This is a genomic window from Herbaspirillum sp. Her2, assembly GCF_057961375.1.
This window is the reverse complement of the sequence record NZ_CM176331.1, coordinates 5,581,757-5,607,265: the sequence shown is the minus strand read 5'-3', so window position 1 is coordinate 5,607,265 and position 25,509 is coordinate 5,581,757. Positions and strand designations below refer to the sequence as shown.

Genomic DNA, 25,509 nt, shown 5'->3' with positions numbered 1-25,509 from the left:
GAGAAACGAGATTATGTAGCAGTTTGTTTATCGCGTCAACTACTTTTTTGCGATTCGCTTTAAATCTTTTCGTCTTCGCTTTTGCTACCGCTCGACTACTTCCAATTAAAACGCCTTACAACCTGCTTCACTACTCCTTGCTTCGCCGACATCCGTCGCTCTGTTTTTCAACTTCACTTCGTGTGCCGCGTCAGCAGGGGGCGAACTATAGCAACCCACTACATGCCGCGCAAGCACTTTCGAAAAAATCTCGAAAATAATACAAGTGCAGTGCTTCGCCATCGACGCCAAATTCCCGCAAACCCCCGACTGGCAGCGGTTTCCGCTGGATATGAATAAATAGTAAATCATTCAGAAAAAAGGGCCGCCCTGACGGGCGACCCTTTCTTCTCCATGGAAAGAAAAATGATCAGGCGTTCTTGAACACCGCCGGCCGCTTTTCCAGGAAGGCCTTCATGCCCTCCTTCTGGTCCTCGGTAGCGAAGCAGCTATAAAAGAGCGCGCGCTCATACTTCATCCCCTCGGACAAGGTGGTCTCGTAGGCACGATTGACCGAATCCTTCACCATCATCGCCACCTGGCGCGGCATCTCGGTAATGGTCACCGCAGCCGCCATGGCTTCTTCCATGAGCTTGTCGGCCGGCACGATGCGCGACACCAGCCCGGCGCGCTCAGCCTCCTGTGCATCCATCATGCGTGCCGTCAGCGCCAGGTCCATGGCCTTGGACTTGGAGACCGCACGCGGCAGGCGCTGCGTACCGCCAGCGCCCGGGATGATGCCCAGCTTGATCTCCGGTTGCCCGAACTTCGCATTGTCGGCCGCGATGATGAAATCGCACATCATCGCCAGCTCACAGCCACCGCCCAGCGCATAGCCCGCCACTGCGGCAATCACCGGCTTGCGGATGCGACGCAGGGTCTCCCAGTTGCGTGTGATGAATTCCCCATTGAAGACATCCATATAATCAAACCCGGCCATCACACTGATATCAGCCCCCGCCGCGAAGGCCTTCTCACTGCCGGTGACGATGATGCAGCCGATCTCTTCCTGAGCATCGAAGGCCAATAATGCCGTTCCCAGCTCGCTCATCAGAGCGTCGCTCAAGGCATTGAGCGCCTTGGGACGGTTCAGGCGGATCAGGCCGACCTTGTCATGGGTCTCGACCAGGATGTTTTCATAGCTCATAGTGGGTCTCCTTCTTATGAATGAATCGGCAATCCGCCCGGGCGTGGCAGCAACCGGCACGGCGAACCGCAAGAATAAGCCAAAAATAATGCGCCAGTCCGACCTGGCGCAATGACTGCCAAGAATTTCATGCGGGCAAGGCACCACGGGACTATATTGGAGTCATTCCCTGTGCGCAGCGGCGCATTCCCTATCCCTATATGAGGAGGCGAACATGTTCAAGAATATCCTGGTCCCCACGGACGGCTCCGAACGCTCGGACAAGGCCATCGCGACGGCCATCGACTACGCCAAAAACAGTGGTGCGAGCATCGTCGGCATCTCGGTGGCCGAACCCTACCCCTTCTCGCCGCTGGCCGAGAGCTCGATGGCGATCGATCCCGCCCTTTATGAAGAAAACGTCAAAACCCTGGCCAACCAGCACATCAAGAAGATCGCAGATGCTGCGGCCGCCGCCGGCGTACCCTGCCAGACGGAGATCGTGATGTCCTTCAATCCCGATGAAGAAATCATCAAGGCGGCGACGCTGCACGGCTGCGACGCCATCTTCATGGCCTCCCACGGGCGCAGCGGGCTCTCGCGCATCTTCCTGGGCAGCAAGACGCAGAAGGTGCTGACCCATTCGACCATCCCGGTGCTGGTACTGCGCTGATCCTTATATATAAGCCCCGCCATCGGCAAAAAAGCCTGATCCCTCGACAGGATCAGGCTTTTTCATTGCCGCAAGGAATTCACCGAAATTCAGTTGCCACCCGGCGGCGTCATCCCCTTGGGCAGCAGCACCCACATCATGCCGCGCTGCTTCATGGCCCCCGCGCGATCCTCGGCCTCGTCGCCAAAGCCCCAGAAATAGTCGGCTCGCACCACGCCACGAATGGCACCGCCCGTATCCTGCGCCACCACCAGCCGTTGCAGCGGCCGGTCGCTATTGGGCAGCGTGGTCGCCAGGAACACCGGCGCCCCCAGCGGCACATGCTGCGGGTCGATGGCGATGGAACGCTGCGGGGTCAGCGGAATGCCTTGCGCCCCCTTGGGTCCCTTGGAAGGATCCGGCAGCTTTTCTTCCTTGAAGAAGACATAGCTGGGATTGGCATTGAGCAACTCTTCCTTGCGCGCCGGATTGGCCTGCACCCAGGCCTTGATGTTCTGGGCGGATGCCTGGGACAGCTCCATCTCCCCCTTGTCCACCAGATAGCGTCCGATCGACTTGTAGGGACGGCCATTCTGGTCCGCATAGGCCAGGCGAATGGTCTCCCGCGACTCCGGCAGATACACGCGGCCCGAGCCCTGCACCTGCAGGAAGAAGGCCTCCACCGGATCATCCACCCAGACGATTTCCTTGCCGGACAAGCTATTGCCCTGCATCAACTCGGCGCGCGTCGGATACGGCACCACCTTGCGTCCGACCACCTTGCCGCGCAGGCGCAGGTTCTTCAGTTCGGGATAGACGCTGGCCATGTCGATGGTCAGCAGGTCGTCCGGCGCCTGGTACAGCGGTGTCTGATACGGCCCGGCGCGGCGGCGCGAACCGCGCAGCAGGGGCTCGTAGTAGCCGGTCACCAGCCCGGTGTCGGTGCCATCGGGATTGAACAGCTGATACGGCGTGAAATAAGTCTCAAAATACTGGCGCAGGAAGCCAAGGTCATTGGCATTGACCTGCTGCGCCGCGCCACAGGCGGCGCGCCACTCGGGCTTGCGAATCATGACCGAGCAGGAAGACTGCAGCGCTGGCCAGGCTTCGCGCAGGTCGTCATTGTTCCAGCCCGGGAGCTGGGCGAAGGTGGTGGCGCGCATGGCCGGGCCCGGCTGGGCGACTGGCTTGGGCGACGGCTGGCTCGGAGCGGGCGTGGTCAGCGGCGTAGTCTGGCAGGCCGCCAGCAGGACAGCGACCGAGACCGCCATCGCAGGTACACTAAGACGCCGCAGCGCCGACAGCTTGGCAAAACGATTCAATGACATTGGAGACAAATTCATGTTGTGGTTGATCCTGGAGGCCAGTGCCGCCTTCTTCGTGCTGGTCTTCATCGTCTGGTGGACCATGTTCTCGGGCCGCAAGGAACACAATGGCCGGCCCGTCAGCGCCAGGCAGAAAGAAGCGCAGGAAAAGAAACAGCAGCCAGCGCGAGAGACGACAGACAGCGACCCGCGCTGAAAAATCCGTCGTCCCGCCTCAGGAAGAAAAATTCAGTGCAAGGTGCGCGGCAGTGAAAGCACGAACTCGGGGATGCGCACGTCGAATTGCTCGCCATCCTCGGCCACGCAGAAATATTCACCATGCATGCTGCCCTGGGGGGTCCCGAGCGAGGTACCGCTGGTGTACTCGAACTGCTCACCGGGCTGCAGGAAGGGCTGATGCCCGACCACGCCCAGGCCGCGCACTTCCTGCGCGTGGTTGTTGGCGTCGGTGATGACCCAGTGGCGCGAGATCAACTGGGCAGGGACCGTGCCGGTATTGACGATGGTGATCGCATAGGCGAACACGTAATGCGAACGCGATGGATCGGATTGTTCCTCCAGGTACTGGGTCTTGACCGTCACCGTGAACTCATACGCTGCCATGGAATTTCCTGTGTTGTGAAGGGGACTGCCGCCGCGCCGGCGATCTGCAATCGGGCTTGCCCGCGCGGCCACCCCGGATTGCACACGAATTCAGCCGGCTGCGCAAGCCGATGCGTTCCGCCTGCTCCGCCCGTTCCGGGCCAAGCCAGCTCATCGGCCGGGCCGGCGACCGCTGCAGCAAGGTAGAATAGCGGTTTTGCCGCCTTCGCGCCTGCGCCCGACGGCCAATGTCGATTCAGCCATCCTTTGTTTAAAGCCATGCCGACCTTCCGTATCGCCCCCAGCATCCTGTCCGCCGATTTCGCCCGCCTGGGTGAAGAAGTGGGCAATGTCGTCGCCGCCGGTGCCGATTTCATTCACTTCGACGTGATGGACAACCATTATGTCCCCAACCTGACCATCGGCCCCCTGGTGTGCGAAGCCATCCGCCCGCACGTGCAGGTGCCGATCGACGTGCACCTGATGGTCAAGCCGGTGGACCGCATCATCCCCGATTTCGCCAAGGCCGGTGCCAACCTCATCACCTTCCACCCGGAAGCCTCGGAGCACATCGACCGCTCCCTGCAACTGATCCGCGACAACGGCTGCAAGGCCGGCCTGGTATTCAACCCCGGCACGCCGCTGCATTACCTGGATCACGTCATGGACAAGCTGGACATGGTCCTGATCATGTCGGTGAACCCCGGTTTCGGCGGCCAGTCCTTCATTCCGGAAGCCCTGAAAAAGATCGCCGAAGTGCGCCGCCGCATCGATGAATCCGGCCGCGACATCCTGCTGGAAGTCGATGGCGGCATCAAGGTCGAGAACATCGCCGCGGCCGCCCGCGCCGGTGCCGACACCTTCGTGGCCGGTTCGGCCATCTTCGGCAAGCCGGACTACAAGGCCGTCATCGACGCCATGCGCGCCGAACTGGCCCAGGTCTGATCGCACCTCCCCTTCGCCAGACGAACAAACAACGAGGTTTACCGGGCATATGAAGAATCTGACCAACATCAAGGCCGCCATCATCGACCTCGACGGCACCATGCTGGATACGGCCGCTGACTTCCACGTCGCGGTCAACCGCATGCGTGAAGAATTGGGACTCACGCCCCTGTCCCAGGAAACCATCGTCAACTTCGTCGGCAAGGGGACCGAGAACCTGATCCGGCGCGTGCTCGCCGTGGACTATGCCGAGGACGAGGCGGCGCAATACTTCCAGCAGGCGCTGGACAGCTACACGGAGCATTACCTGGCCATCAATGGCGACTATTCCTCGCTCTACCCGGGCGTGGTCGAGGGCCTGCAAGCCTTGCGCGCCAAGGGCCTGCGCCTGGCCTGCGTGACCAACAAGCCGCTGGCCTTCGCCGTACCGCTGCTGCAGAAGAAGGGGCTGCGCGATTTCTTCGAGATCGTCTATGGCGGCGATTCCTTCCCGAAGAAGAAGCCCGATCCCATGCCCTTGCTGCAAGTCTGTGAGGATTTCGCCCTGCAACCCGCGCAGGTCGTGGCCATCGGCGACTCCAGCAACGATGCCCAGGCCGCCCGCGCGGCCGGTTGCCGTGTCCTGAATGTTCCGTATGGATACAATCACGGTGAATCTATACACGACGTCGATTCGGATGGTATAGTTTCGACGCTTGTAGAAGCAGCGCAGCAAATCTCGGTGGACTGACAACCCGTCAGCTCACCGGTCGACAGACCGAAGATCCAATCGCGACCCACATCAATGTTTCGTAACAACAAACGAACCGCTCAACCGACAGCCGCCCCTGAGGCCTGGCTGTGGCGACGCTGGCAATTCCAGGCGCAGTAATTGACGCCTGGACCTGGCCGCACCTGCGTGCCGGGTCGTTTGTTGTGGTACCGCATCCTCCGCATTTCCCGTAATTCTCATAACGACACCGCTGGCGAGAGTCCGCACCTGTCTGCTGCATCCGCGTGCATCGCGTCCATGGCTTCATGGCGTCTGCGCGCCGGTCTGCGGCCAGGCCCGCGTACCCTACAATGGCGGTCTGGAGTGACACATGACCGAACTCGAATTCAAATCGCTGGCCGCCGAAGGCTACAACCGCATCCCCCTGATCGCCGAAGCCTTCGCCGACCTGGAAACTCCGCTGACGCTCTATCTCAAGCTGGCCCAGAGCCACAACACCGGCAAGAACACCTTCCTGCTGGAGTCGGTGGTCGGTGGCGAACGCTTCGGCCGCTATTCCTTCATCGGCCTGCCCGCCTCCACCAAGATCCGCTGCAGCGGACAGCAGATCGAGGTACTGAAAAATGACGAGGTCATCGAGACCGCCGAAGGCAATGCGCTGGAATTCATCGCCGAGTATCAATCCCGCTTCAAGGTCGCCATCCGTCCCGGCATGCCGCGCTTCTGCGGCGGCCTGGCCGGCTACTTCGGCTACGACGCCGTGCGCTACATCGAAAAACGCCTGGAAAACAGCGCCCCGCAAGATACGCTGGGCCTGCCCGACATCCAGCTGCTGCTGACCGAAGAACTGGCCGTCATCGACAACCTCTCCGGCAAGCTCTACCTGATCGTCTACGCCGACCCTACCCAGCCGGAAGCCTTCTCCCGTGGCCGCCAGCGCCTGCGCGACCTGCGCGCCATGCTGCGCCGCCCGGCCGATGCACCGGTGACCACCGGTTCGGTGCGTACTGAAACGATCCGCGAATTCCCCAAGGACGAATACCTCAAGGCCGTGGCCCGCGCCAAGGAATACGTGATGGCCGGCGACCTGATGCAGGTGCAGATCGGCCAGCGCCTCAGGAAATCCTATGTGGATTCGCCGCTGATGCTGTACCGCGCGCTGCGTTCGCTGAACCCCTCCCCTTACATGTACTTCTACAACTTCGGCGACATGCAGATCGTCGGTGCCTCGCCGGAAATCCTGGTGCGCAACGAATCCATCGGCGAAGGCCAGAAGAAGATCACCATCCGCCCGCTGGCCGGCACCCGCCCGCGCGGCTCCACCATCGAGCGCGATGAACAGCTGGCGCGCGAACTGCTGGCCGATCCCAAGGAAATCGCCGAGCACGTGATGCTGATCGACCTGGCCCGCAACGACATCGGCCGCATCGCCACCACCGGCAGCGTCAAGGTCACCGACCAGATGGTGATCGAAAAATATTCCCACGTGCAACACATCGTCTCCAACGTCGAGGGCATCCTCAAACCCGGCATGTCGAACCTGGATGTGCTCAAGGCCACCTTCCCCGCCGGCACCCTCTCGGGCGCCCCCAAGGTGCGCGCCATGGAAATCATCGACGAACTGGAACCGACCAAGCGCGGCATCTACGGCGGCGCCTGCGGCTATCTCTCCTTCGGCGGCGAGATGGACGTGGCCATTGCGATCCGTACCGGCGTCATCAAGGACGGCACGCTGTACGTGCAGGCGGCCGCCGGCATCGTGGCCGACTCGGTGCCGGAAATGGAATGGGAAGAAACCGAAAACAAGGCGCGTGCCGTATTGCGCGCTGCTGAACAAGTGCAAGATGGCCTGGACGGAGAAATCTAAATGCTGCTGATGATCGACAACTACGACTCCTTCACCTACAACCTGGTGCAATACTTCGGCGAGCTGGGCGAAGAGGTGCTGACCATCCGCAATGACGAGATCACGCTGGATGACATCAGAAAACTGAACCCGGAACGCATCTGCCTATCCCCCGGCCCCTGCAGCCCCAAGGAAGCCGGCATCTGCGTGGCCCTGCTCAAGGAATTTTCCGGCAAGCTGCCCATCCTTGGAGTCTGCCTCGGCCACCAGGCCATCGGTGAAGCCTTCGGCGGCAACATCATCCGCGCCAAGCAGGTCATGCATGGCAAGACGTCCAAGATTGCGCACACCGGCGTGGGCGTCTTCAAGGACCTGCCCACTCCCTACACCGTGATCCGCTACCACTCGCTGGCCATCGAACGCGCCACCCTGCCGGATTGCCTGGAAGTGACCGCCTGGACCGATGATGGAGAAATCATGGGCGTGCGTCACAAGGAGTTCGACCTGCAAGGCGTGCAGTTCCACCCCGAGTCCATCCTCTCCGAGCACGGCCACGCCCTGCTCAAGAACTTCCTGACCGGCAGCGCCCGCGGCTGAGACCATTAGACAAATCGAGACAAGACATGCCCATCACTCCCCAAGAAGCGCTGCTGCGCTGTATCGAGCATCGCGAAATCTTCCACGATGAAATGCTGACGCTGTTCCGCCAGATCATGAGCGGCGAGATGTCGCCGGTGATGATCGCGGCCCTCACCATGGGCCTGCGCGTGAAAAAGGAAAGCATCGGCGAGATCGCCGCCGCGGCCCAGGTCATGCGCGAATTCGCCACCAAGGTGCCGATGGCCGACACCTCCCGCCTGCTCGACATCGTCGGCACCGGCGGCGATGGCGCGCACACCTTCAACATTTCCACCGCCTCCATGTTCGTGGCGGCGGCCGCCGGTGCGCGCGTGGCCAAGCATGGCGGACGCAGTGTTTCTTCGTCCTCTGGCAGCGCCGACGTACTCGAAGCCCTGGGCGCAGACATCAACCTGCAACCCGAGCAAGTGGCGCAATCGATTGCCCAGACCGGTATCGGCTTCATGTTCGCCCCCAACCACCACGCCGCCATGAAGCATGCGGCGCCGGTGCGCAAGGAGCTGGGCGTGCGCACCATCTTCAACATCCTCGGTCCGCTTACCAATCCGGCCGGTGCCCCCAACATCCTCATGGGCGTGTTCCATGCCGACCTGGTCGGCATCCAGGTGCGCGTCCTGCAACGCCTGGGCGCGCAGCACGCCATCGTGGTCTGGGGCCGAGACAACCTGGATGAGGTCACGCTGGGCGGTGCCACCATGGTGGGCGAGCTGGTCAACGGCGAGATCCGCGAATACGAGATCCATCCGGAAGACTTCGGCCTGTCCATGTTTGCCAGCCGCAACTTGCAGGTCGGCAATGCTACCGAGTCCAAGGAGAAAATCTTCGAAGCCCTGCGTGGGGAACCCGGTCCGGTGCACGACATCGTAGTCATCAATGCCGCCACCGCGCTCTATGCGGCCGGCGTTGCGCCCTCGATCGCCGAGGGCCTGCAGACGGCGCGTGCCACCATTGCTTCCGGTGCGGCGCGTGCCAAGCTGGACCAGTTCGTCCAGGTGACCCGCCAGCTCGGCGGCAAGCACTGACCTCCGCCCCTCAACTCAGACCCCTGACAGGAGCCCCATGTCCGACATCCTCAACAAGATCCTCGACGTCAAGGCCGAGGAAGTCCGCATCGCCAAGCAGCAGCGCGACCTCGCCAGCCTGCGCCGCGATGTGGAAACCGATAGCGAATTGCGCTCGGAACTGCGCAATTTCGAAGAGAGCCTGCGCGGCAAGATCGCCAACGGCCAGGCCGGCGTGATTGCCGAAGTCAAGAAAGCCTCGCCTTCCAAGGGCGTGATCCGTCCCGACTTCAAGCCGGCCGAGATCGCGGTGAGCTATGCCGAACATGGCGCGGCCTGCCTGTCGGTACTGACCGATGAACAATTCTTCCAGGGCTCGCCGGACTACCTCAGGCAGGCGCGCGCCGCGTGTGCCCTGCCGGTACTGCGCAAGGATTTCATGATGGATCATTACCAGATCTATCAAGCGCGCTCCTGGGGCGCGGACGCCATCCTGCTGATCGTGGCTGCGCTGGACCACGGTCTCATGGCCGACATGGAAGCCTGCGCCCATGAGCTGGGCATGAGCGTGCTGGTGGAAGTCCACGATCAGGCTGAACTGGACGCGGCCCTCAAACTGAAGACCCGCCTGTTGGGCATCAACAACCGCAACCTGCGCACCTTCGAGACCACGCTCGACACCACGCTGAACCTGCTGCCGCGCATCCTCCCGGAAAAGCTGGTGGTCACCGAATCGGCGATCGCCACCCCGGACGATGTCAAGCGCATGCGCGATGCCGACGTGCATGCCTTCCTGGTCGGTGAAGCCTTCATGCGTGCCCCGGAGCCGGGCGTAGAATTGGCTCGCCTGTTCGCCTGATTCCCCCTCTCACGAAAAAACCTCGCCCGGTGCAGACCGGTACGAGGTTTTTTTTCGTCCTGAGAGTGACGGTGACCTGAGCAGCGATCAAGCCGAGAAACCGCCATCGATCATCAGGTTGGCACCGGTGATGTAGCCCGCTTCCGAACCTGCGAGATAGGCCACGAAACTGGCGATTTCTTCAGCCTTGCCATAGCGGGGCAGTGCCATCAGGCCAGTCAGGGAAGTGGCGAAGTCGCTGTTGGCCGGGTTCATGTCGGTATCGACCGGACCAGGCTGGACGTTGTTGACGGTGATGCCGCGCGGGCCGAGGTCACGGGCCAGGCCCTTGGTCAGGCCAACCAGCGCCGACTTGCTCATGGCATACACGGCGCCGCCGGCAAAGGGGATGCGGTCGGCATTGGTGCTGCCGATGCTGATGACGCGGCCGCCTTCGCCCATGTAGCGCACGGCCGCCTGGGTCGCTACGACCACGCTGCGCACATTCACGGCCAGGGTCCGATCCAGATCCTCCAGCTTGAACTCATCGATGGGGCCCATGGCCAGCACGCCCGCATTGTTGACCAGGATATCGAGCCGGCCAAAGGTCTCTGCGGCCAGGCGGACGGCTTGCTGCAGGGCGGCTGCATCGGCGCTGTCGGCCTGGATCGCCAGGGCGCGGCCACCGGCGGCTTCCACGCGGGAGACCAGGGCTTGCGCCTTGTCCGGCGAAGTGACATAGGTGAAGGCGACGGTGGCGCCTTCGGCGGCCAGGCGCTGCACGATGGCCGCGCCGATGCCGCGCGAACCGCCTTGCACGAAGGCAACCTTGGAGGCCAGGGTGGATGCGGATGGGGATGCGGCGGCGTTCTGGATTTGCTTGTTCATGATCTTGCTCCTTGAAAGTGATGGGTTGGCCCCGTCGGCCTGCAGCGGCGTGCTGCTGTGTGCGTCCGGGTTGAAGCAAGTATCGGCGTTTGATTATGTAGCGACTAGCTGGCAATCTCTATCTTCCTTTTAAACCAATGGTTTAGAATCGAGCGATGGAAACCATGACCAGCATCGAATGCTTCGTCGCCGCGGCCCACGCCGGCAGCTTTTCGGCGGCGGCACGCCAGCTCGGCCTGACCTCGGCGGCCGTGGGCAAGAACGTGGCACGGCTGGAGACTTCACTGGGCGTACGCCTGTTTCACCGCAGCACCCGCAAGCTCTCGCTGACCGAGGCAGGTGAGCGCTTTCTGCAAGAAGTGGGCGGCGGCCTGCAAGCCATCCGCAGTGCCGTGGCCAATCTCGCCAGCGCTGGCGGACAGCCGGCCGGCACGCTCAAGGTCAGCATGGGGACAGGTTTCGGGCGGCAATACATCGTGCCCTTGTTGGGAGAATTCCTGGGGCGCTATCCGGGCATCCAGCCGGACTGGCATTTCGAGAACCGCTCGGTGGATCTCATCACCGAGGGCTTTGATGCCGCCATCGCCGGCGGCACCGAGCTCTCGCCGGGCGTGGTGGCGCGCGAGCTGGCCCCGGCGCATCGGGTGCTGCTGGCTTCACCCGCCTATCTGGAGGCGCATCCCGCCTTGCGCTCGCCGGCCGACCTGGCCGAGCATGCGGGCATCCTGATCCGCTCGCCCCAGACCGGACGCGTTCGGCCTTTCTCGCTACGCGACCACAGCGGCCAGCAGGCACCGGTCACGCTGCAGCAACGCATGACCATGAGCGATGCCAATGCGGCTTGCGAGGTGGCCGAAGCGGGGCTGGGCATCACGCTGGTGTCGATGCCGCATGCCCTGCTCTATCTGGATCGCGGCACGCTGGTGCGGGTGCTGCCGGACTGGTACGTGGATACCGGCATGCTCTCGCTCTACTTCACCGCGGCGCGGCTGCTGCCGGCCAAGACCCGGGTATTCGTCGATTTCGTGGTCGAGCACTTCCGCCGCGAGCGGCTGGCGGAGCGCTTTTCGGCGCACCGCTGAATACACGTCCGAGAAGTTCAGCGCTTGCCTTGCGCGGCGCGCATCCCGCCACCGATATTGCTGCCTGCGTCCCGCGCCAGGCCACGATAGCCGATCACTGAAACCAGCGTCACCACCCCGGCCATCGCGAAGGCCCACTGGAAATCGCCCAGCGTGAAATGCGCGCCGGTGGCATCGATCTCCTCGCCCCGGATCGCCGCCGCGATACGCAAGGCCAGCGCACCGAAGGCGATGCCCATGCCGATGGTCATCTGCTGCGCCACGCTCCAGAGCGTGCTGGCCGAGGATTTGCGGGCATCACTGATGTCCGCATAAGCCAGCGTGGCCAGGGTCGAAAACTGCATCGAACGCGACAGCCCGTAGCAGAAGATCACCCCCAGGATCACCGGCAGCGGCGTGCCCGGCGTGAGCAGGCCGCAGGCGATGATGAGGCAACCCGCGATGGCCGCATTGTTGACCGCGACGCTACGGAAACCGAAGCGCTGCAGGATGCGCGTGGTGAATGCCTTCATGCCGAGATTGCCGAGGGCGGTGGCCAGCAGCAGCAACCCCGACTGGAACGCCGTCAGGCCGAAGCCGATCTGGAACATCAGCGGCATCAGGTAAGGCACTGCATCCACGCCAATACGCGTGAGCGAACCGGTCAGCACCGTCACCGAATAGGTCGGAATGCGCAGGTTGGAAAAATCCAGCAGCGGATGTTCGATGCGCTGCATGTGCCGCCACGCGCAGTATCCGAGCACCACGCCAAGGGCCACGAAACCGAGCGCCACCTTGATGTTGGATTCCATATGGCTGGCGATCTCGGTGCCATACAGCAGCGAGGTCAGCGCCGCGCCCGAAAGCAGGAAACCGATCACGTCCAGCGGCCGCTTGCCGTGGCCGTGTTCATTGCGCACCACGCGCATGACGGCAATGAACGCCGCAAACCCGAACGGCACGTTCATCAGGAAGATCCAATGCCAGGAAGCATAGGTGGTGATGAAGCCACCGATCGATGGTCCCACCACCGGTGCCACGATGGCCGGCCAGGTGATGGTGGCAATGGCTTTCATCAGCCTGTCCTTGCCGGTACTGCGTACCACGATCATGCGCCCGACCGGTACCATCATTGCGCCACCCAGGCCTTGCAGCACCCGCGCTGCGGTGAACTCCCACACGTTCTGCGAATAGCCACACAAAACGGAAGCCAGCGTGAAGATGGCAATGGCGATGCCGAACACGGTGCGCGAACCGAAGCGGTCGGCCACCCAGCCGCTGATGGGAATGAAGACGGCCAGCGTCAGCATGTAGGCCGTCATGCCCAGGCTCAGTTCGTTGGGACCGACACCGAAGGACTGCGCCATCTGCGGCAAGGCCGTGGCGATGATGGTGGTGTCGAGATACTCCATGAAGAAAGTCGCCGCCACGATGTAAGGCAACATGCGCACGCGTGCATCGGACAGGCTGTTGTCGTTGGTTCCCACGGTGTTCTTGGCCTCTGTTGTTTTGGGTTGAACCATGCGAAACGCCGGCATAGGCCGGCGCTTGCTGAAGACAGTTTTAGATAGTTACCAAATTAACCAAACTATCTAAATCATCCAAATCATCTAAATCATCTAAATGATTTAAATCATTTACATCAATAGAACTTCAGGAAATGCATCAGCACCTGGATCACGATGATGCCGCCGATGAGCCCCCCGCCGAAATAGACGATCACACCCAGCAGCATGTTGGTGCGCCGCTGCTCGGCCAGCAGCTTGCGGATCAGTTCGGTGTTCTGCGGCTGGTTCTCGCCTTCGGTGTAGCGCGTCAGCGCCTGGTGCGCCAGGCGCGGCAGTTCCGGCAGCAGGCGGCTGTAACGCGGCACTTCCACCTTCAGCTGTTCGACGAAACCGCGCCAGCCGATCTGCTCGCTCATCCAGCGCTCCAGGTAGGGCTTGGCGGTCTTCCACAGGTCCAGGTCCGGATCGAGCTGGCGGCCCAGGCCTTCAACGTTGAGCAGCGTCTTCTGCAGCAACACCAGTTGCGGCTGCACTTCCACGTTGAAACGGCGCGAGGTCTGGAACAGGCGCAGCAGCACCTGGCCGAAGGAGATGTCCTTCAGCGGACGGTCGAAAATCGGTTCGCAGCAGGCACGCACGGCCGCTTCGAGTTCATCGACGCGGGTTTCCTTGGGCGCCCATCCGGATTCGATGTGGGCCTCGGCCACGCGCTTGTAGTCGCGGCGGAAGAAGGCCAGGAAATTCTGCGACAGGTAATCCTTGTCGTAATCGTTGAGCGTGCCGACGATGCCGAAGTCCAGCGCGATGTAGCGGCCGAAGGTTTCCGGGGCCACCGACACCAGGATGTTGCCGGGGTGCATGTCGGCGTGGAAGAAGCCATCGCGAAACACCTGGGTGAAGAAAATCTCCACGCCATCGCGCGAGAGCTTGGACAGGTCGACCCCTTCGGCGCGCAGGCGCTCGGTCTGCGAGATCGGGATGCCGTACATGCGCTCCATCACGATGACCGAGGATGAACAATAATCCCAATACATCTCCGGCACCATCAGCAGCGTGGACTCGGCGAAGTTGCGGCGCAGCTGGCTGGCATTGGCCGCTTCGCGCATGAGGTCCAGCTCGTCGTGCAGGTACTTGTCGAACTCGCCCACGACTTCCTTGGCCTTCAAGCGACGTCCATCGGCCCACAGGCGTTCCAGCCAGTCGGCGGCCACGTGCATGAGGCCGATGTCGTGATCGATGACGTCGCGCATGCCGGGACGCAGCACCTTGACGGCCACTTCCTTGCCATCCTTCAGGGTGGCGAAGTGGACCTGCGCAATCGAGGCCGAGGCCACCGGGGTGCGCTCGAAGCTGGCGAAGAGCTGGTCCGGATGCGCGCCCAGCGACTTCTCGATCTGCTTGACCGCAAGTTCCGAATCGAAGGGCGGCACGCGGTCCTGCAGCAGCGTCAGTTCATTGGCGATATCGGGCGGCATCAGGTCGCGCCGGGTCGAGAGCACCTGGCCAAACTTGATGAAGATGGGACCGAGATCCTCCAGCGCGCGACGCAGGCGCTCACCGCGCGGCGCAGTCAGGTCGCGCCAGAAGAAGATGCGGTTGATGATGCGGGCGATGCGCGGCGGCGCAAATTCGGAGGCGATGATTTCATCCAGGCCGTAGAGAATGGCGACACGGATGATCTTGAGCAGACGCATGGAACGCAGCAGCATTTAACGACGCTCCAGTTTCTCGATGCGCTTGGACAGGCGTTCCAGGTCATCGCGCAGGCGCACGACGTCGGCGGAAAAATCCTGCAACTGGCGGGGGCGGATCAGCATCGGTTGTTCTTCCAGGAAATACTCGGCAAGGTTTTCGGTCAGCTTGCGCTGGGTGGTGCGGGCGGCGTCAAACAGGCCACGCGCGCCGGCGACGATGCGGGTCGCAGCAACATCGCCGACCACGCGGGAGAGATCATCCTCGGCATCCCAGCGCAGATTCTGGCTCAGTTGCGAAATGGCATTGGCGAAATCGGCATCGCCCTCCAGCTTGACGTAAGAGACGGCGCGCTCGCGGTTGGCGGCAATCAGCGGCAGGTCGGACAGCTTCAGGCGGATGGTGACATTGGCCAGCGCATCGGCCGGCACCTCCTGCAGGTAGCCGTCGCCGGTCACCTTCAGGCGCAATTGCATGACGCCGGTATCGATGCAGGCGACCTTGCCGGCGTGGGCCATGAGGGTGTCGCGCGCCCACGGTTCCTGGGCCAGCAGGTGATTGATCACCGCAGCGGCAGGTTTCATCGGGTCGAGGCCGGAGACAAGAGTGGACGGATCGGGCAGCACGGACATGGATTCCAGAATCGGGGTGGATCGGAGGACTACAGGTTGAGTACGCCGGAGCAGAAAGAATTCCCTCCGCCAAAACAAAACCGCCCGCAAAAGCCGGGCGGTTTCAAGTGTACCAGCTTGGCGCACTGGCAAGGTTCAGGCACTGCGGCGGGCTTGATCCAGCGCGCCTTGTACCTGCATCAGACTTGCTGGATACCCGCCAGCACCCAGCCGCCGCTGCCGTTGAGCGGCTTGGAGAGATTCCAGATCTCGGCGAAGGGTTCGGCCGAGGCATCCGGCGCTTCCTTGATGAGACCCTGGAAGCGCACCGTGGCCAGGTAATCGAAGGCCATGGTCTCGATGCCCAGCAGTTGCGCGTCGAGCTGCACGACATCGGTGGCATTGGGCGCTGCGCCACGTTCGGTCAGCTGCATGCGCAGTTCGGCGAACATCTCGGGCGTGGTGAATTCACGGATGTCGTTGACGTCGGCGCGATCCCACGCCGCCTGCAGGCGGATGAAATAAGTCTTGGCATTGCGCACGAATCCGGCCGTATCAAAGCCTTCGGGGATGCCCCATTGCTGGATCTGCGCCGGCTGGGCCGTGCCGCCGTAGCCATTGCCTTGCAGGGCGGCAGGGGGCGCGTGCGGGACCGCCGGCGGCGGATTGATGTCGCGCAGGCCGGAACCGATTTCCGGGGTGGCACCGGCAGCGCTGCCGATGGGGCTCACGCCCGGCATCGGTGTGGCATAGGCCGGATTGTTGTTCTGCGCTTCACGGCCACGGGCAAACAGACGGATCAGGAAGATCACCGCCGCGCACAGCAGCGCGATGGTCAGCAGCGAACCCAGCATGCTGCCGAGCGCGCCACCGATCCCGAAGTGCGACATCAGCGCACCGAGGCCGAAGCCCAGCAGTGCACCGCCCAGCACATTGCGCCAGGGACTGGCGGGCTTGGGCATGGGAGCGCTTTGCGGCGCGGCGGCCGGTGCGGCAGGACGGGAAGGCTGGCTATAGGACGGCGAAGACGGCGCAGAGGGGGCCGCCTGGCGCGAGTAATTGGAGGATTGCTTGCCGAAGGAACCACCGCCACCCAGGCGCTTGGCCTCGGCGGGCGACATGATGAGGGAGAGCGAAGTGATCGCCAGCAGCAGTGCGAGGAATATTTTTTTCATGGGCTTGCCTCTTGTGGATGATGCCGAAGTGGCGAGCGGGCCGAGGGAAAAGCAAGCCGCCACATCGGAGCCATCATTGTCGCCGGGCAGAATTAAGCCAGCCTTAATGCTGGCGCGCCCAGCATTAATCACATCTTAATGCCCGTATGCAGCGCAGCCACACCGGCGGTCAGGTTGAAATACTGCACGCGGTCCAGGCCGGCCTGTTCCATCATCTGCTTCAGGGTTTCCTGGTCGGGGTGCATGCGGATCGACTCGGCCAGATAGCGATAACTGTCGGCATCGTTGGCGACCTTCTTGCCCAGCCACGGCAGGACCGAGAAGGAATAGACGTCATAGGGCTTCTTCAGCGGTTCCCAGACCTTGGAGAATTCCAGCACCAGCAGCTTGCCACCGGGCTTGAGCACGCGGCGCATTTCGGCCAGGGCGGCATCCTTGTGGGTCATGTTGCGCAGGCCGAAGGCCACCGAGACGCGGTCGAAATAATTGTCCGGGAAGGGCAGTTTCTCGGCATCGCACAGCATGGTCGGGGTGACGATGCCCTTGTTGAGCAGACGGTCGCGGCCCACGCGCAGCATGGATTCGTTGATGTCGGTAAGCCAGACTTCGCCGCTCGGACCTGCCTGCTTGGCGAAGACCTTGGAGAGGTCACCGGTACCGCCGGCGATGTCGAGCACCTTGAAGCCCGGACGCACGCCGGCCTGGGCGATGGTGAAGGCTTTCCAGATGCGATGCAGGCCCGCCGACATGAAGTCGTTCATCACGTCGTACTTGGCTGCGACGGAGTGGAACACTTCCGCGACCTTGCGGACCTTTTCTTCTTCTTTGACGGTTTCGTAACCGAAGTGGGTGGTGTTGGTCATGGCTGGGCCTGTAACGATGAAGACGACATTATAAGAGACGGGCCAGCGCAGAGCTTGCCCTGGATCAGCAGGAGGCGCGCCTCAGTGCGAATGGCCGCAGCCATGGCCGACTGCCGCCTCGGGCTGGTGATCACGCCCGCTTTCACGGGTGAAGCCGGCCGCTTCCAGTTTCTGCAGATAGGCTTCCCACAGGGCAGCCTGGTCACGGCCGAGCTGGTAGAGGTAATCCCAGGTGAAGATGCCGCTGGCGTGGCCGTCCGAGAACAGCGGTTTGACGCCATAGTTGCCGACCGGTTCGATGCCGTGGATCTCGATGTCGCGCTTGCCGGTCTGCAGCACTTCCTGGCCCGGTCCGTGGCCGCGTACTTCGGCCGAGGGCGACAGAACGCGCATCAGTTCAAAGGGCAGGGAAAACATCACGCCGTCATCGAACTCGACTTCGACCACGCGCGAGAGCTTGCGCACCTTGAAGGACACCGGAACCGGAGAAGACGGGGCGCTCATGGGCTCTCCCTTGTTGAAATTGGTGAGTAGAAACATCGCGCCCGGCGGCGTCACCGCGCGCCGGGCTGCTGCCGGCATCAGGCCGTCAGGCCGGCCGCATCGAGATGCCGGCGCACTGCCTCGCGCAACTGCGGCAGCAGTGCACGGCGTGCGGCCAGCGAGGCCTCATCGGCCGCACGGCGCGGCTCGGCCCAGACCGGGCTGGGGAAATGGCGATCATCGGTGAAGCGCGGGATCACATGCCAATGCACGTGCGGCGTCATGTTGCCCAGCGTGGCCAGGTTGACCTTCTCGGGCTGCATCACTTCGCGCTGGGCGGCCTCGACCGCCCACACCGCATTGGCCAGCAGGGTGCGCTGGGCCGGGGCGAGGTCGGTCATTTCCTTCACGTGCGCATGGCAGATCACCCGGCAGAAGCCCGGATAATCGGCCTCATCGACCAGCACCACGCGAAACGCGGGATGCTGCCACAGCACCTCGCCACCATCGCCGGCACACAGCTCGCAAGCGGGAACCACGGAGGCACTCATGGCTTACACCAGGATACGTTCGATGCCGCCATTGTTGGCGCGCTCGACGTATTCCGGCATCCAGTTTTCGCCCAGCAGGTGACGCGCCATTTCCACCACGATGTAGTCGGCGGTGGTGCCGGCATCCTCGTTGTAGCGCGACAGGCCCTGGAAGCAGGACGGGCAGGAGGTCAGAATCTTGACGTCGCCGGTGAAGCCATCGGCGCGGACCTTGTCGCTGCCCTTCTTCATTTCCTCTTCCTTGCGGAAGCGGACCTGGGTCGAGACATCCGGACGCGACACACCGAAGGTACCCGACTCGCCGCAGCAGCGATCGTTCTTTTCGATCTTCTGCGCGTCCACCGTGGTGATGAGCGAGTTGACGGTCTTCAATGGATCCTGCTGCTTCATCGGGCTGTGGCAGGGGTCGTGGTACATGTAGCGGGTACCGGTCACGCCTTCCAGCTTGACGCCCTTTTCCAGCAGGTATTCGTGGATGTCGATGATGCGGCAGCCGGGGAAGATCTTCTCGAATTCATAGCCCTGCAGCTGGTCGTAGCAGGTACCGCAGGACACCACGACGGTCTTGATGTCGAGGTAGTTCAGCGTATTGGCCATGCGATGGAACAGCACGCGGTTGTCGGTGATGATCTTCTCGCCCTTTTCGAAGTCGCCGGTACCACGTTGCGGATAACCGCAGCACAGGTAGCCCGGCGGCAGCACGGTCTGCACGCCCACGTTCCACAGCATCGCTTGCGTGGCCAGGCCGACCTGCGAGAACAGGCGCTCCGATCCGCAGCCCGGGAAATAGAACACCGCTTCCGTATCGGCCGTGGTGGTCTTGGGGTTGCGGATGATGGGGACGATCTTGTCATCCTCGATATCGAGCAGCGCGCGGGCGGTCTTCTTGGGCAGGTTGCCCGGCATCTTCTTGTTGATGAAGTGGATCACCTGCTCCTTGATCGGCGCCTTGCCGACGGTGGCTGCAGGTTTCTGGGTCTGCTTCTTGGCAAACTTCTTCAACAGGTCATTGCCCAGGCGCTGCGCCTTGAAGCCCCACTGCGTCATCACCTTGCGGGTGGCGTTGATGGTGGCCGGGTCGGTGGCGTTCAGGAAGAACATGGCCGCATTGGTGCCGGCATTGAAGGACTTCTTGCCCATCTTGCGCAGCAGGTTGCGCATGTTCATCGAGACATCGCCGAAGTCGATATCGACCGGGCAAGGCGTGACGCACTTGTGGCACACCGTGCAGTGGTCGGCCACGTCCTCGAACTCTTCCCAATGCTTGATGGAGACGCCACGGCGGGTCTGCTCTTCATAGAGGAAGGCTTCCACCAGCAGCGAGGTCGCCAGGATCTTGTTGCGCGGCGAGTACAGCAGGTTGGCGCGCGGCACGTGGGTCGAGCAGACCGGCTTGCACTTGCCGCAGCGCAGGCAGTCCTTGACGCTGCTGGCAATGGCACCGATGTCGCTCTGCTGCATGATCAGCGACTCGTGGCCCATCAAACCGAACGACGGCGTGTAGGCATTGGACAGGTCGGCTTCCATGCCGGGCAGGTTCAGGAGTTTGCCCTTGTTGAAGCGGCCTTCCGGGTCCACGCGCTTCTTGTATTCGCGGAATTCGCCGATCTCGTCTTCGGTCAGGAATTCCAGCTTGGTGATGCCGATGCCGTGCTCGCCCGAGATCACGCCATTGAGCGAACGCGCCAGCTTCATGATGCGCGCCACGGCGACGTGGGCATCCTGCAGCATTTCGTAGTGGTCGGAATTGACCGGGATGTTGGTGTGCACGTTGCCATCACCCGCGTGCATGTGCAGGGCCACGAAGACGCGGCCGCGCAGCACGCGCTTGTGAATGGCCTGGCATTCTTCCAGGATCAGCTTGAAGGCCGCGCCCGAGAAGATCTGGCGCAGTTGCGCCCGCACTTCCTGCTTCCAGGAGATGCGCACGGTGCGGTCCTGCACCACGTGGAAGACGGCGGCTTCGGGCTGGTCGATCAGGCGCTGCTCAAACACCGGCAGCATCTTTTCCAGGCCCAGTGCGGCCAGTTCTCCCTTGGCTTCATCCAGCGGCTTGTCCAGGTTGGCCAGCAGGTAGGACCAGCGTGCGTGGGTCTGTTCGAGCAGGCTCTCGGCCTGGTGGACGCGGTCTTCCAGCATTTCGGCGGCGGGGATGTCGTCACCCTCGGCGTCGTCGCTCTTGCCCAGCGGCAGGTTGCCCTTGACGAAGAAGCTGTCCAGTTCGGCCAGCAGTTGCAGCTTGTTCTTGATCGACAGCTCGATGTTGATGCGCTCGATGCCGTCGGTGTATTCGCCCATGCGGTTCAGCGGGATCACCACGTCTTCATTGATCTTGAAGGCATTGGTGTGCTTGGCGATGGCCGCCGTGCGCGAACGGTCCAGCCAGAATTTCTTGCGCGCTTCCGGGCTCACGGCCACGAAGCCTTCGCCCACACGGTTGTTGGCCATGCGGATGACTTCCGACGCGGCAGCGGCCACGGCATTCTCGTCATCGCCGACGATGTCGCCGATCAACACCATCTTGGGCAGCACGCCGCGCTTGGACTTGGTGGCATAGCCGACCGCGCGCAGGTAGCGCTCGTCCAGGTGTTCCAGGCCGGCCAGGATGGCGCCGCCCTTCTTGGTTTCGGCGTCGAGGTAATCCTTGATTTCGACGATCGAGGGAATCGCATCGCGCGCCTGGCCGAAGAATTCCAGGCAGACCGTGCGGGTCTGCTTGGGCATCTTGTGCAGGATCCAGCGGGCCGAAGTGATCAGGCCGTCACAGCCTTCCTTCTGCACGCCGGGCAGGCCCGAGAGGAACTTGTCGGTGACGTCCTTGCCCAGGCCTTCCTTGCGGAATTTCTTGCCGGAGATTTCCAGGATCTCGGTCTTGAAGACTTCAGTCTTCTGGCCCTTTTCGCCGGGATGCGACCACTCCAGCTTGAAGCGTGCCACTTCGACATCGTGGATCTTGCCCAGGTTGTGGTCCAGGCGGGTCACTTCCAGCCAGTCCCCCTGCGGATCGACCATGCGCCAGCTGGCCAGGTTGTCCAGCGCGGTGCCCCACAGCACGGCCTTCTTGCCGCCGGCGTTCATGGCGACGTTGCCGCCGATGCAGGAGGCTTCAGCCGAGGTCGGGTCCACTGCGAAGACGAAGCCGGCCTTTTCAGCCGCATCCGAGACGCGCTTGGTGACCACGCCGGCACCCGAGTAGATGGTGGCGTAGGGCTTGTCCAGGCCGGGCAGGATTTCCATCTCGACCGCGCCCAGCTGTTCCAGCTTTTCGGTATTGATGACGGCCGACATGGGCGTCAGCGGGATCGCGCCGCCGGTGTAGCCGGTGCCGCCGCCGCGCGGGATGATGGTCAGGCCGAGTTCGATACAGGCCTTGACCAGGCCGGCCATCTCGTCTTCGCTGTCCGGGGTCAGCACCACGAAGGGGTACTCGACGCGCCAGTCAGTGGCGTCGGTCACGTGGGAGACGCGCGAAAGGCCATCGAACTTGATGTTGTCCTTGGCGGTATAGCGGCCCAGTACCTTGGTGGCGCGCTTGCGCAGGTCATAGGTCTGGCGGAATTCTTCGGCGAAATCGCCGATGGCCTTGCGGGCGGCCTTCAGCAAGGCTTCCACGCTGGCGCTGCGGCGCTGGGCCTCGGCGTCGCCGGATTCGGCCAGGTCGGTGGCCAGGCGGCGCTTGTCGACTTCGCTCAGGCGATGGTTCAGCGCCTCGATCAGCGCGGCGCGGCGCTTGGGGTTGTCCAGCAGGTCGTCCTGCAGATAAGGATTGCGGCGGACCACCCAGATATCGCCCAACACTTCATACAGCATGCGCGCCGAACGGCCGGTCTGGCGCTTGCCGCGCAGCTCGTCCAGCAGGGACCAGGAGGCTTCGCCCAACAACCGGATCACGATCTCGCGATCGGAGAAGGAAGTGTAGTTGTAAGGGATTTCGCGCAAGCGCGGTGTCGCTGCGCCATGCGGCGCGTCTGTAAGCAAAGCCTGGATCTGTGCGGGGGCGTTCATCGATGTATGAGGTAAATCTGCTGCCGGAGGTGCATTTTAGCCTATTGGCAAAACTCGCGATGGCCCGACCCGGGTTTTGGGCGCGCTTGCATGAGCTTTGAGAGACCTTGTGCGGCGGATCGGCGACGTTTGCAGCGAGCAGCGCGGCAATAGCCTCCAGCAATTTGATTCATAATAACAATCAATTTCTAAAAGTCGATTGCCAAAACCTATAATCCATCTCAACTACTCAGCCATCAGGGACATGCCCTGACCCATCCCGCCAAGGAGGCCCCATGTTGCAAACCCTGATGACCGAATTCCTGGAAAACCTGGCCATTACCCTGGCCGACTATGCCCAATGCAAGGCCTGACCGGGCCGCGACGACGCTACAAGGAGATCACCATGCATACCGCCATCCTCAACGAAGACACGGGCCTGACCATGAAGCTCAAGACCCGCCACCTGGCCGTGCTGGGTGTGACGGCGACCTTCCTGGCAATCCGCCTGATCGAGAATCTGGTGCCGACTTTGGCAGGATGATTCACCTGCCTCCCGGAAACCCTGCCACGGCGCCCTTGCGGCGCCGTTTTGCTTCGTCTTTTCAGGAATTTACGCCAGCCAGCTGCCCAGCTTGTGCCAGAAGCCATCCGGCACGTTCAGCAGCAGCCAGGTCATGAGCACGTAGCGGATGAACTTGCCGATGGCCATGTAGAACACCGAAGGCCAGAACGGCAGCCGCAGCCAGCCGGCCAGGGTGCAGATGGGATCGCCGATGCCGGGCAGCCAGGCCAGCAGCATGGTCTTGGCACCGAAACGCTCCAGCCAGTGGAACCAGCGCGAGGAGCGCTCCTTGGCAAAGGCCTGCTTGGCCCCATAGCCCATCCAGTAGTCGACGATGCCGCCCAGGGTGTTGCCGAAGGTGGCCACCAGGATCACCGGCCAGAACATCTCCGGACTGGCCTTGATGACGGCAAACACCGCCGGTTCAGAACCCAGCGGCAGCAGGGTGGCCGAAATGAAGCTGATCAGGAACACCGAGGTCAGGCCGACGGTAGGAATGGCGAGGATATTGAGCAGCCAGAGGACGGCGGATTCGATCATGCAGGAGGCAGGTAGATGAAATCGGCTGGCCGCAGCCAGGAGGAAAACTTGCCACCCGTCAAGCCGGTCGGGTGGCGCAGCGTGCATTCTAGCTGGTGCCGCCGGGCCTGAATTCAAGAAGTGAAGAAAGATTCATCTCCGGCATCAGACACGCCAAGCTTGCCGTCGCCTTGGCCGGCTCCCTTATAATGTCCAGTTCCCCTGGCCCGGACCGGTGACCTGCCAGCCCGGCCCAGGAGGAAATCCCAAGCGGCTTACCCAGCCTTGATTCCTTTTATCCTGATTGCGATATGACCGCGCCTGAACCCGCTGCTGCTCGCCTGACTTCACTTCATTGATGACCAACATGAGTAACGATTATCTGAAAAAGATCCTGACCGCCCGCGTCTACGACGTCGCCCAAGAAACCCCGCTGGAACTGGCGAATACGCTGTCGCAAAGGATTGATAATCGAATTTACTTCAAGCGTGAAGACATGCAGAGCGTGTTCAGCTTCAAGCTGCGCGGCGCCTACAACAAGATGGCCCACCTGACGCCGGCGCAACTGAAGCGCGGCGTCATCTGCGCCTCGGCCGGCAACCACGCCCAGGGCGTGGCGCTCTCCGCAGCCCGCCTGGGCTGCCGCGCCGTGATCGTCATGCCCACCACCACCCCGCAGGTGAAGATCGATGCCGTCAAGGCGCGCGGCGGTGAAGTGGTGCTCTTTGGCGACTCCTTCACCGATGCCTACGAACACGCCTTGACGCTGGAAAAGAAGCAGAAGCTGACCTTCGTCCACCCCTTCGACGATCCTTACGTGATCGCCGGCCAGGGCACGGTGGGCATGGAAATCCTGCGCCAGCACCCGGAACCGATCCACGCCATCTTCGTGGCCATCGGCGGTGGCGGCCTGATCGCGGGCGTGGCCTCCTACGTCAAGGCCGTGCGGCCGGACATCAAGATCATCGGCGTACAGACCACCGACTCCGACGCCATGGCGCGCAGCCTGAAAGCCGGCCGCCGCGTGGCCCTGCCGGACGTGGGCCTGTTCTCGGATGGCACGGCGGTCAAGCTGGTAGGTGAAGAAACCTTCCGCATCGCCAAGGAGCTGGTGGACGAAGTCATCATCGTCGACACCGATGCCGTCTGCACCGCCATCAAGGACATCTTCCAGGACACCCGCAGCATCGTCGAACCCGCCGGTGCGCTGGCCGTGGCCGGCGCCAAGGCCTATGTGGAACGTGCCAGGGCCAGCAAGAAACCGATCAAGGGCGAGTCCCTGATCACCATCGCCTGCGGTGCCAACATGAACTTCGACCGCCTGCGCTTCGTGGCCGAAATGGCAGACAACGGCGAGGCCCGTGAAGCGGTCTTCGCCGTCACCATTCCCGAAGAACGCGGCAGCTTCCGCCGCTTCTGCGAAACGGTCGGCCCGCGCAACGTCACCGAATTCAACTACCGCATCAGCGACGCCAAGGCGGCCCATGTGTTCGTCGGTATCCAGGTATCGGCAGCGGATGAAGCAGGCAAGATCGCGCGCAATTTCGAGAAGGCAGGCTTTGGCGTGCTGGACCTGACCCATGATGAACTGGCCAAGGTCCACATCCGTCACCTGGTGGGCGGCAAGAGTGAACTGGCGGGCGATGAACTGCTGTATCGCTTTGAATTCCCGGAACGTCCGGGCGCGTTGATGAAGTTCCTTTCCAGCATGAACCCGGGCTGGAACATCAGCCTGTTCCACTACCGCAACCAGGGCGGCGATGTCGGCCGCATCCTGATCGGTGTGCAAGTGCCGAAGAAGGAAATGAAGGAATTCCGCGCCTTCCTGGCCCAGCTGGGTTATCGCCACTGGGACGAAACCAAGAACCCGCTGTACAAGCTCTTCCTCGGCTGATCAACGCCGA

The 25,509-nt window shown here is 62.4% G+C and carries 24 protein-coding genes; 11 read left to right on the top strand and 13 right to left on the bottom strand.

The features are described 5' to 3' along the window. Positions 1–409: 409 nt before the first annotated feature. Complete coding sequence (locus ACWHXP_RS25450) at positions 410–1,186, bottom strand: enoyl-CoA hydratase (RefSeq protein ID WP_209584668.1); 777 nt, start codon at positions 1,184–1,186, stop codon at positions 410–412. Between the two features lie 214 nt (positions 1,187–1,400). Here ACWHXP_RS25450 and ACWHXP_RS25445 point away from each other — a divergent pair, with 214 nt between their 5' ends. Next, entirely contained in the window at positions 1,401–1,838 is a 438-nt protein-coding gene (locus tag ACWHXP_RS25445; protein WP_039786852.1) for a universal stress protein, read from the top strand. Positions 1,839–1,927: 89 nt separating this feature from the next. On the opposite strand, the gene mltA is transcribed toward ACWHXP_RS25445, so the two are convergent. After that, positions 1,928–3,160, bottom strand: coding sequence for a murein transglycosylase A (gene mltA, locus ACWHXP_RS25440; protein WP_088756147.1), 1,233 nt, complete (start codon positions 3,158–3,160; stop codon positions 1,928–1,930). Here mltA and ACWHXP_RS25435 point away from each other — a divergent pair. Next, complete coding sequence (locus tag ACWHXP_RS25435; RefSeq protein ID WP_034340164.1) at positions 3,159–3,338, top strand: hypothetical protein; 180 nt, start codon at positions 3,159–3,161, stop codon at positions 3,336–3,338. The two genes, mltA and ACWHXP_RS25435, sit on opposite strands and share 2 nt — an antisense overlap. A gap of 32 nt (positions 3,339–3,370) precedes the next feature. On the opposite strand, the gene apaG is transcribed toward ACWHXP_RS25435, so the two are convergent. Further along, positions 3,371–3,745, bottom strand: a complete 375-nt coding sequence (gene apaG / locus ACWHXP_RS25430; RefSeq protein ID WP_039786847.1) for a Co2+/Mg2+ efflux protein ApaG — start codon at positions 3,743–3,745, stop codon at positions 3,371–3,373. Between the two features lie 258 nt (positions 3,746–4,003). On the opposite strand from apaG, the gene rpe reads away from it, so the two are divergent. The 6 genes from rpe to trpC all read left to right on the top strand — a co-directional run bounded on the left by rpe (position 4,004) and on the right by trpC (position 9,726). Beyond that, positions 4,004–4,669 carry a ribulose-phosphate 3-epimerase gene (gene rpe / locus ACWHXP_RS25425; protein WP_489634754.1) on the top strand — a complete coding sequence of 222 codons (666 nt, stop codon included), beginning with the start codon at positions 4,004–4,006 and terminating at the stop codon, positions 4,667–4,669. Positions 4,670–4,718: 49 nt separating this feature from the next. After that, the gene (locus ACWHXP_RS25420; RefSeq protein ID WP_034340158.1) at positions 4,719–5,399 is read left to right on the top strand and encodes a phosphoglycolate phosphatase; all 681 of its coding nucleotides are present in this window, start codon (positions 4,719–4,721) and stop codon (positions 5,397–5,399) included. A 352-nt stretch (positions 5,400–5,751) separates the two neighbouring features. After that, positions 5,752–7,248: an anthranilate synthase component I gene (gene trpE, locus ACWHXP_RS25415; RefSeq protein ID WP_039786830.1), complete on the top strand. Its 1,497-nt coding sequence runs from the start codon at positions 5,752–5,754 to the stop codon at positions 7,246–7,248. Further along, a complete protein-coding gene (locus ACWHXP_RS25410) occupies positions 7,249–7,824 on the top strand; it encodes an aminodeoxychorismate/anthranilate synthase component II (protein ID WP_489634755.1) in 576 nt (191 codons plus the stop codon). Between the two features lie 26 nt (positions 7,825–7,850). Beyond that, positions 7,851–8,888 (top strand): anthranilate phosphoribosyltransferase, encoded by a 1,038-nt coding sequence (gene trpD / locus ACWHXP_RS25405; protein WP_034340151.1) that lies wholly within the window; start codon positions 7,851–7,853, stop codon positions 8,886–8,888. 37 nt (positions 8,889–8,925) lie between these two features. Beyond that, positions 8,926–9,726: an indole-3-glycerol phosphate synthase TrpC gene (trpC, locus tag ACWHXP_RS25400; RefSeq protein WP_489634756.1), complete on the top strand. Its 801-nt coding sequence runs from the start codon at positions 8,926–8,928 to the stop codon at positions 9,724–9,726. 87 nt (positions 9,727–9,813) lie between these two features. Here trpC and ACWHXP_RS25395 read toward each other — a convergent pair whose 3' ends face one another. Beyond that, positions 9,814–10,593, bottom strand: coding sequence for a 3-oxoacyl-ACP reductase family protein (locus ACWHXP_RS25395; RefSeq protein ID WP_489634757.1), 780 nt, complete (start codon positions 10,591–10,593; stop codon positions 9,814–9,816). Between the two features lie 155 nt (positions 10,594–10,748). On the opposite strand from ACWHXP_RS25395, the gene ACWHXP_RS25390 reads away from it, so the two are divergent. Next, positions 10,749–11,675: a LysR family transcriptional regulator gene (locus ACWHXP_RS25390; protein WP_489634758.1), complete on the top strand. Its 927-nt coding sequence runs from the start codon at positions 10,749–10,751 to the stop codon at positions 11,673–11,675. Between the two features lie 17 nt (positions 11,676–11,692). On the opposite strand, the gene ACWHXP_RS25385 is transcribed toward ACWHXP_RS25390, so the two are convergent. The 8 genes from ACWHXP_RS25385 to ACWHXP_RS25350 all read right to left on the bottom strand — a co-directional run bounded on the left by ACWHXP_RS25385 (position 11,693) and on the right by ACWHXP_RS25350 (position 22,542). Next, positions 11,693–13,177, bottom strand: a complete 1,485-nt coding sequence (locus ACWHXP_RS25385; RefSeq protein WP_375713600.1) for an MFS transporter — start codon at positions 13,175–13,177, stop codon at positions 11,693–11,695. A 119-nt stretch (positions 13,178–13,296) separates the two neighbouring features. After that, positions 13,297–14,871: a ubiquinone biosynthesis regulatory protein kinase UbiB gene (gene ubiB / locus ACWHXP_RS25380; protein ID WP_489623778.1), complete on the bottom strand. Its 1,575-nt coding sequence runs from the start codon at positions 14,869–14,871 to the stop codon at positions 13,297–13,299. After that, entirely contained in the window at positions 14,872–15,486 is a 615-nt protein-coding gene (locus tag ACWHXP_RS25375; RefSeq protein ID WP_489634759.1) for a ubiquinone biosynthesis accessory factor UbiJ, read from the bottom strand. A 179-nt stretch (positions 15,487–15,665) separates the two neighbouring features. Further along, the gene (locus ACWHXP_RS25370) at positions 15,666–16,640 is read right to left on the bottom strand and encodes a Tim44 domain-containing protein (RefSeq protein WP_489623779.1); all 975 of its coding nucleotides are present in this window, start codon (positions 16,638–16,640) and stop codon (positions 15,666–15,668) included. Between the two features lie 128 nt (positions 16,641–16,768). Beyond that, positions 16,769–17,503 carry a bifunctional demethylmenaquinone methyltransferase/2-methoxy-6-polyprenyl-1,4-benzoquinol methylase UbiE gene (ubiE, locus tag ACWHXP_RS25365; protein ID WP_039786819.1) on the bottom strand — a complete coding sequence of 245 codons (735 nt, stop codon included), beginning with the start codon at positions 17,501–17,503 and terminating at the stop codon, positions 16,769–16,771. An 81-nt stretch (positions 17,504–17,584) separates the two neighbouring features. After that, positions 17,585–18,007 (bottom strand): gamma-butyrobetaine hydroxylase family protein, encoded by a 423-nt coding sequence (locus tag ACWHXP_RS25360; RefSeq protein WP_489634760.1) that lies wholly within the window; start codon positions 18,005–18,007, stop codon positions 17,585–17,587. A gap of 77 nt (positions 18,008–18,084) precedes the next feature. Further along, the gene (locus ACWHXP_RS25355) at positions 18,085–18,537 is read right to left on the bottom strand and encodes an HIT family protein (protein ID WP_286866854.1); all 453 of its coding nucleotides are present in this window, start codon (positions 18,535–18,537) and stop codon (positions 18,085–18,087) included. 3 nt (positions 18,538–18,540) lie between these two features. After that, positions 18,541–22,542 carry a DUF3683 domain-containing protein gene (locus tag ACWHXP_RS25350; RefSeq protein WP_489634761.1) on the bottom strand — a complete coding sequence of 1,334 codons (4,002 nt, stop codon included), beginning with the start codon at positions 22,540–22,542 and terminating at the stop codon, positions 18,541–18,543. Positions 22,543–22,927: 385 nt separating this feature from the next. Here ACWHXP_RS25350 and ACWHXP_RS25345 point away from each other — a divergent pair, with 385 nt between their 5' ends. Beyond that, positions 22,928–23,065 carry a hypothetical protein gene (locus tag ACWHXP_RS25345; RefSeq protein WP_166675521.1) on the top strand — a complete coding sequence of 46 codons (138 nt, stop codon included), beginning with the start codon at positions 22,928–22,930 and terminating at the stop codon, positions 23,063–23,065. Between the two features lie 69 nt (positions 23,066–23,134). Here ACWHXP_RS25345 and ACWHXP_RS25340 read toward each other — a convergent pair whose 3' ends face one another. Continuing rightward, positions 23,135–23,626 (bottom strand): YqaA family protein, encoded by a 492-nt coding sequence (locus ACWHXP_RS25340; protein WP_121045834.1) that lies wholly within the window; start codon positions 23,624–23,626, stop codon positions 23,135–23,137. A 337-nt stretch (positions 23,627–23,963) separates the two neighbouring features. On the opposite strand from ACWHXP_RS25340, the gene ilvA reads away from it, so the two are divergent. Continuing rightward, complete coding sequence (gene ilvA, locus ACWHXP_RS25335; RefSeq protein ID WP_489634762.1) at positions 23,964–25,499, top strand: threonine ammonia-lyase, biosynthetic; 1,536 nt, start codon at positions 23,964–23,966, stop codon at positions 25,497–25,499. Positions 25,500–25,509 lie beyond the last annotated feature (10 nt).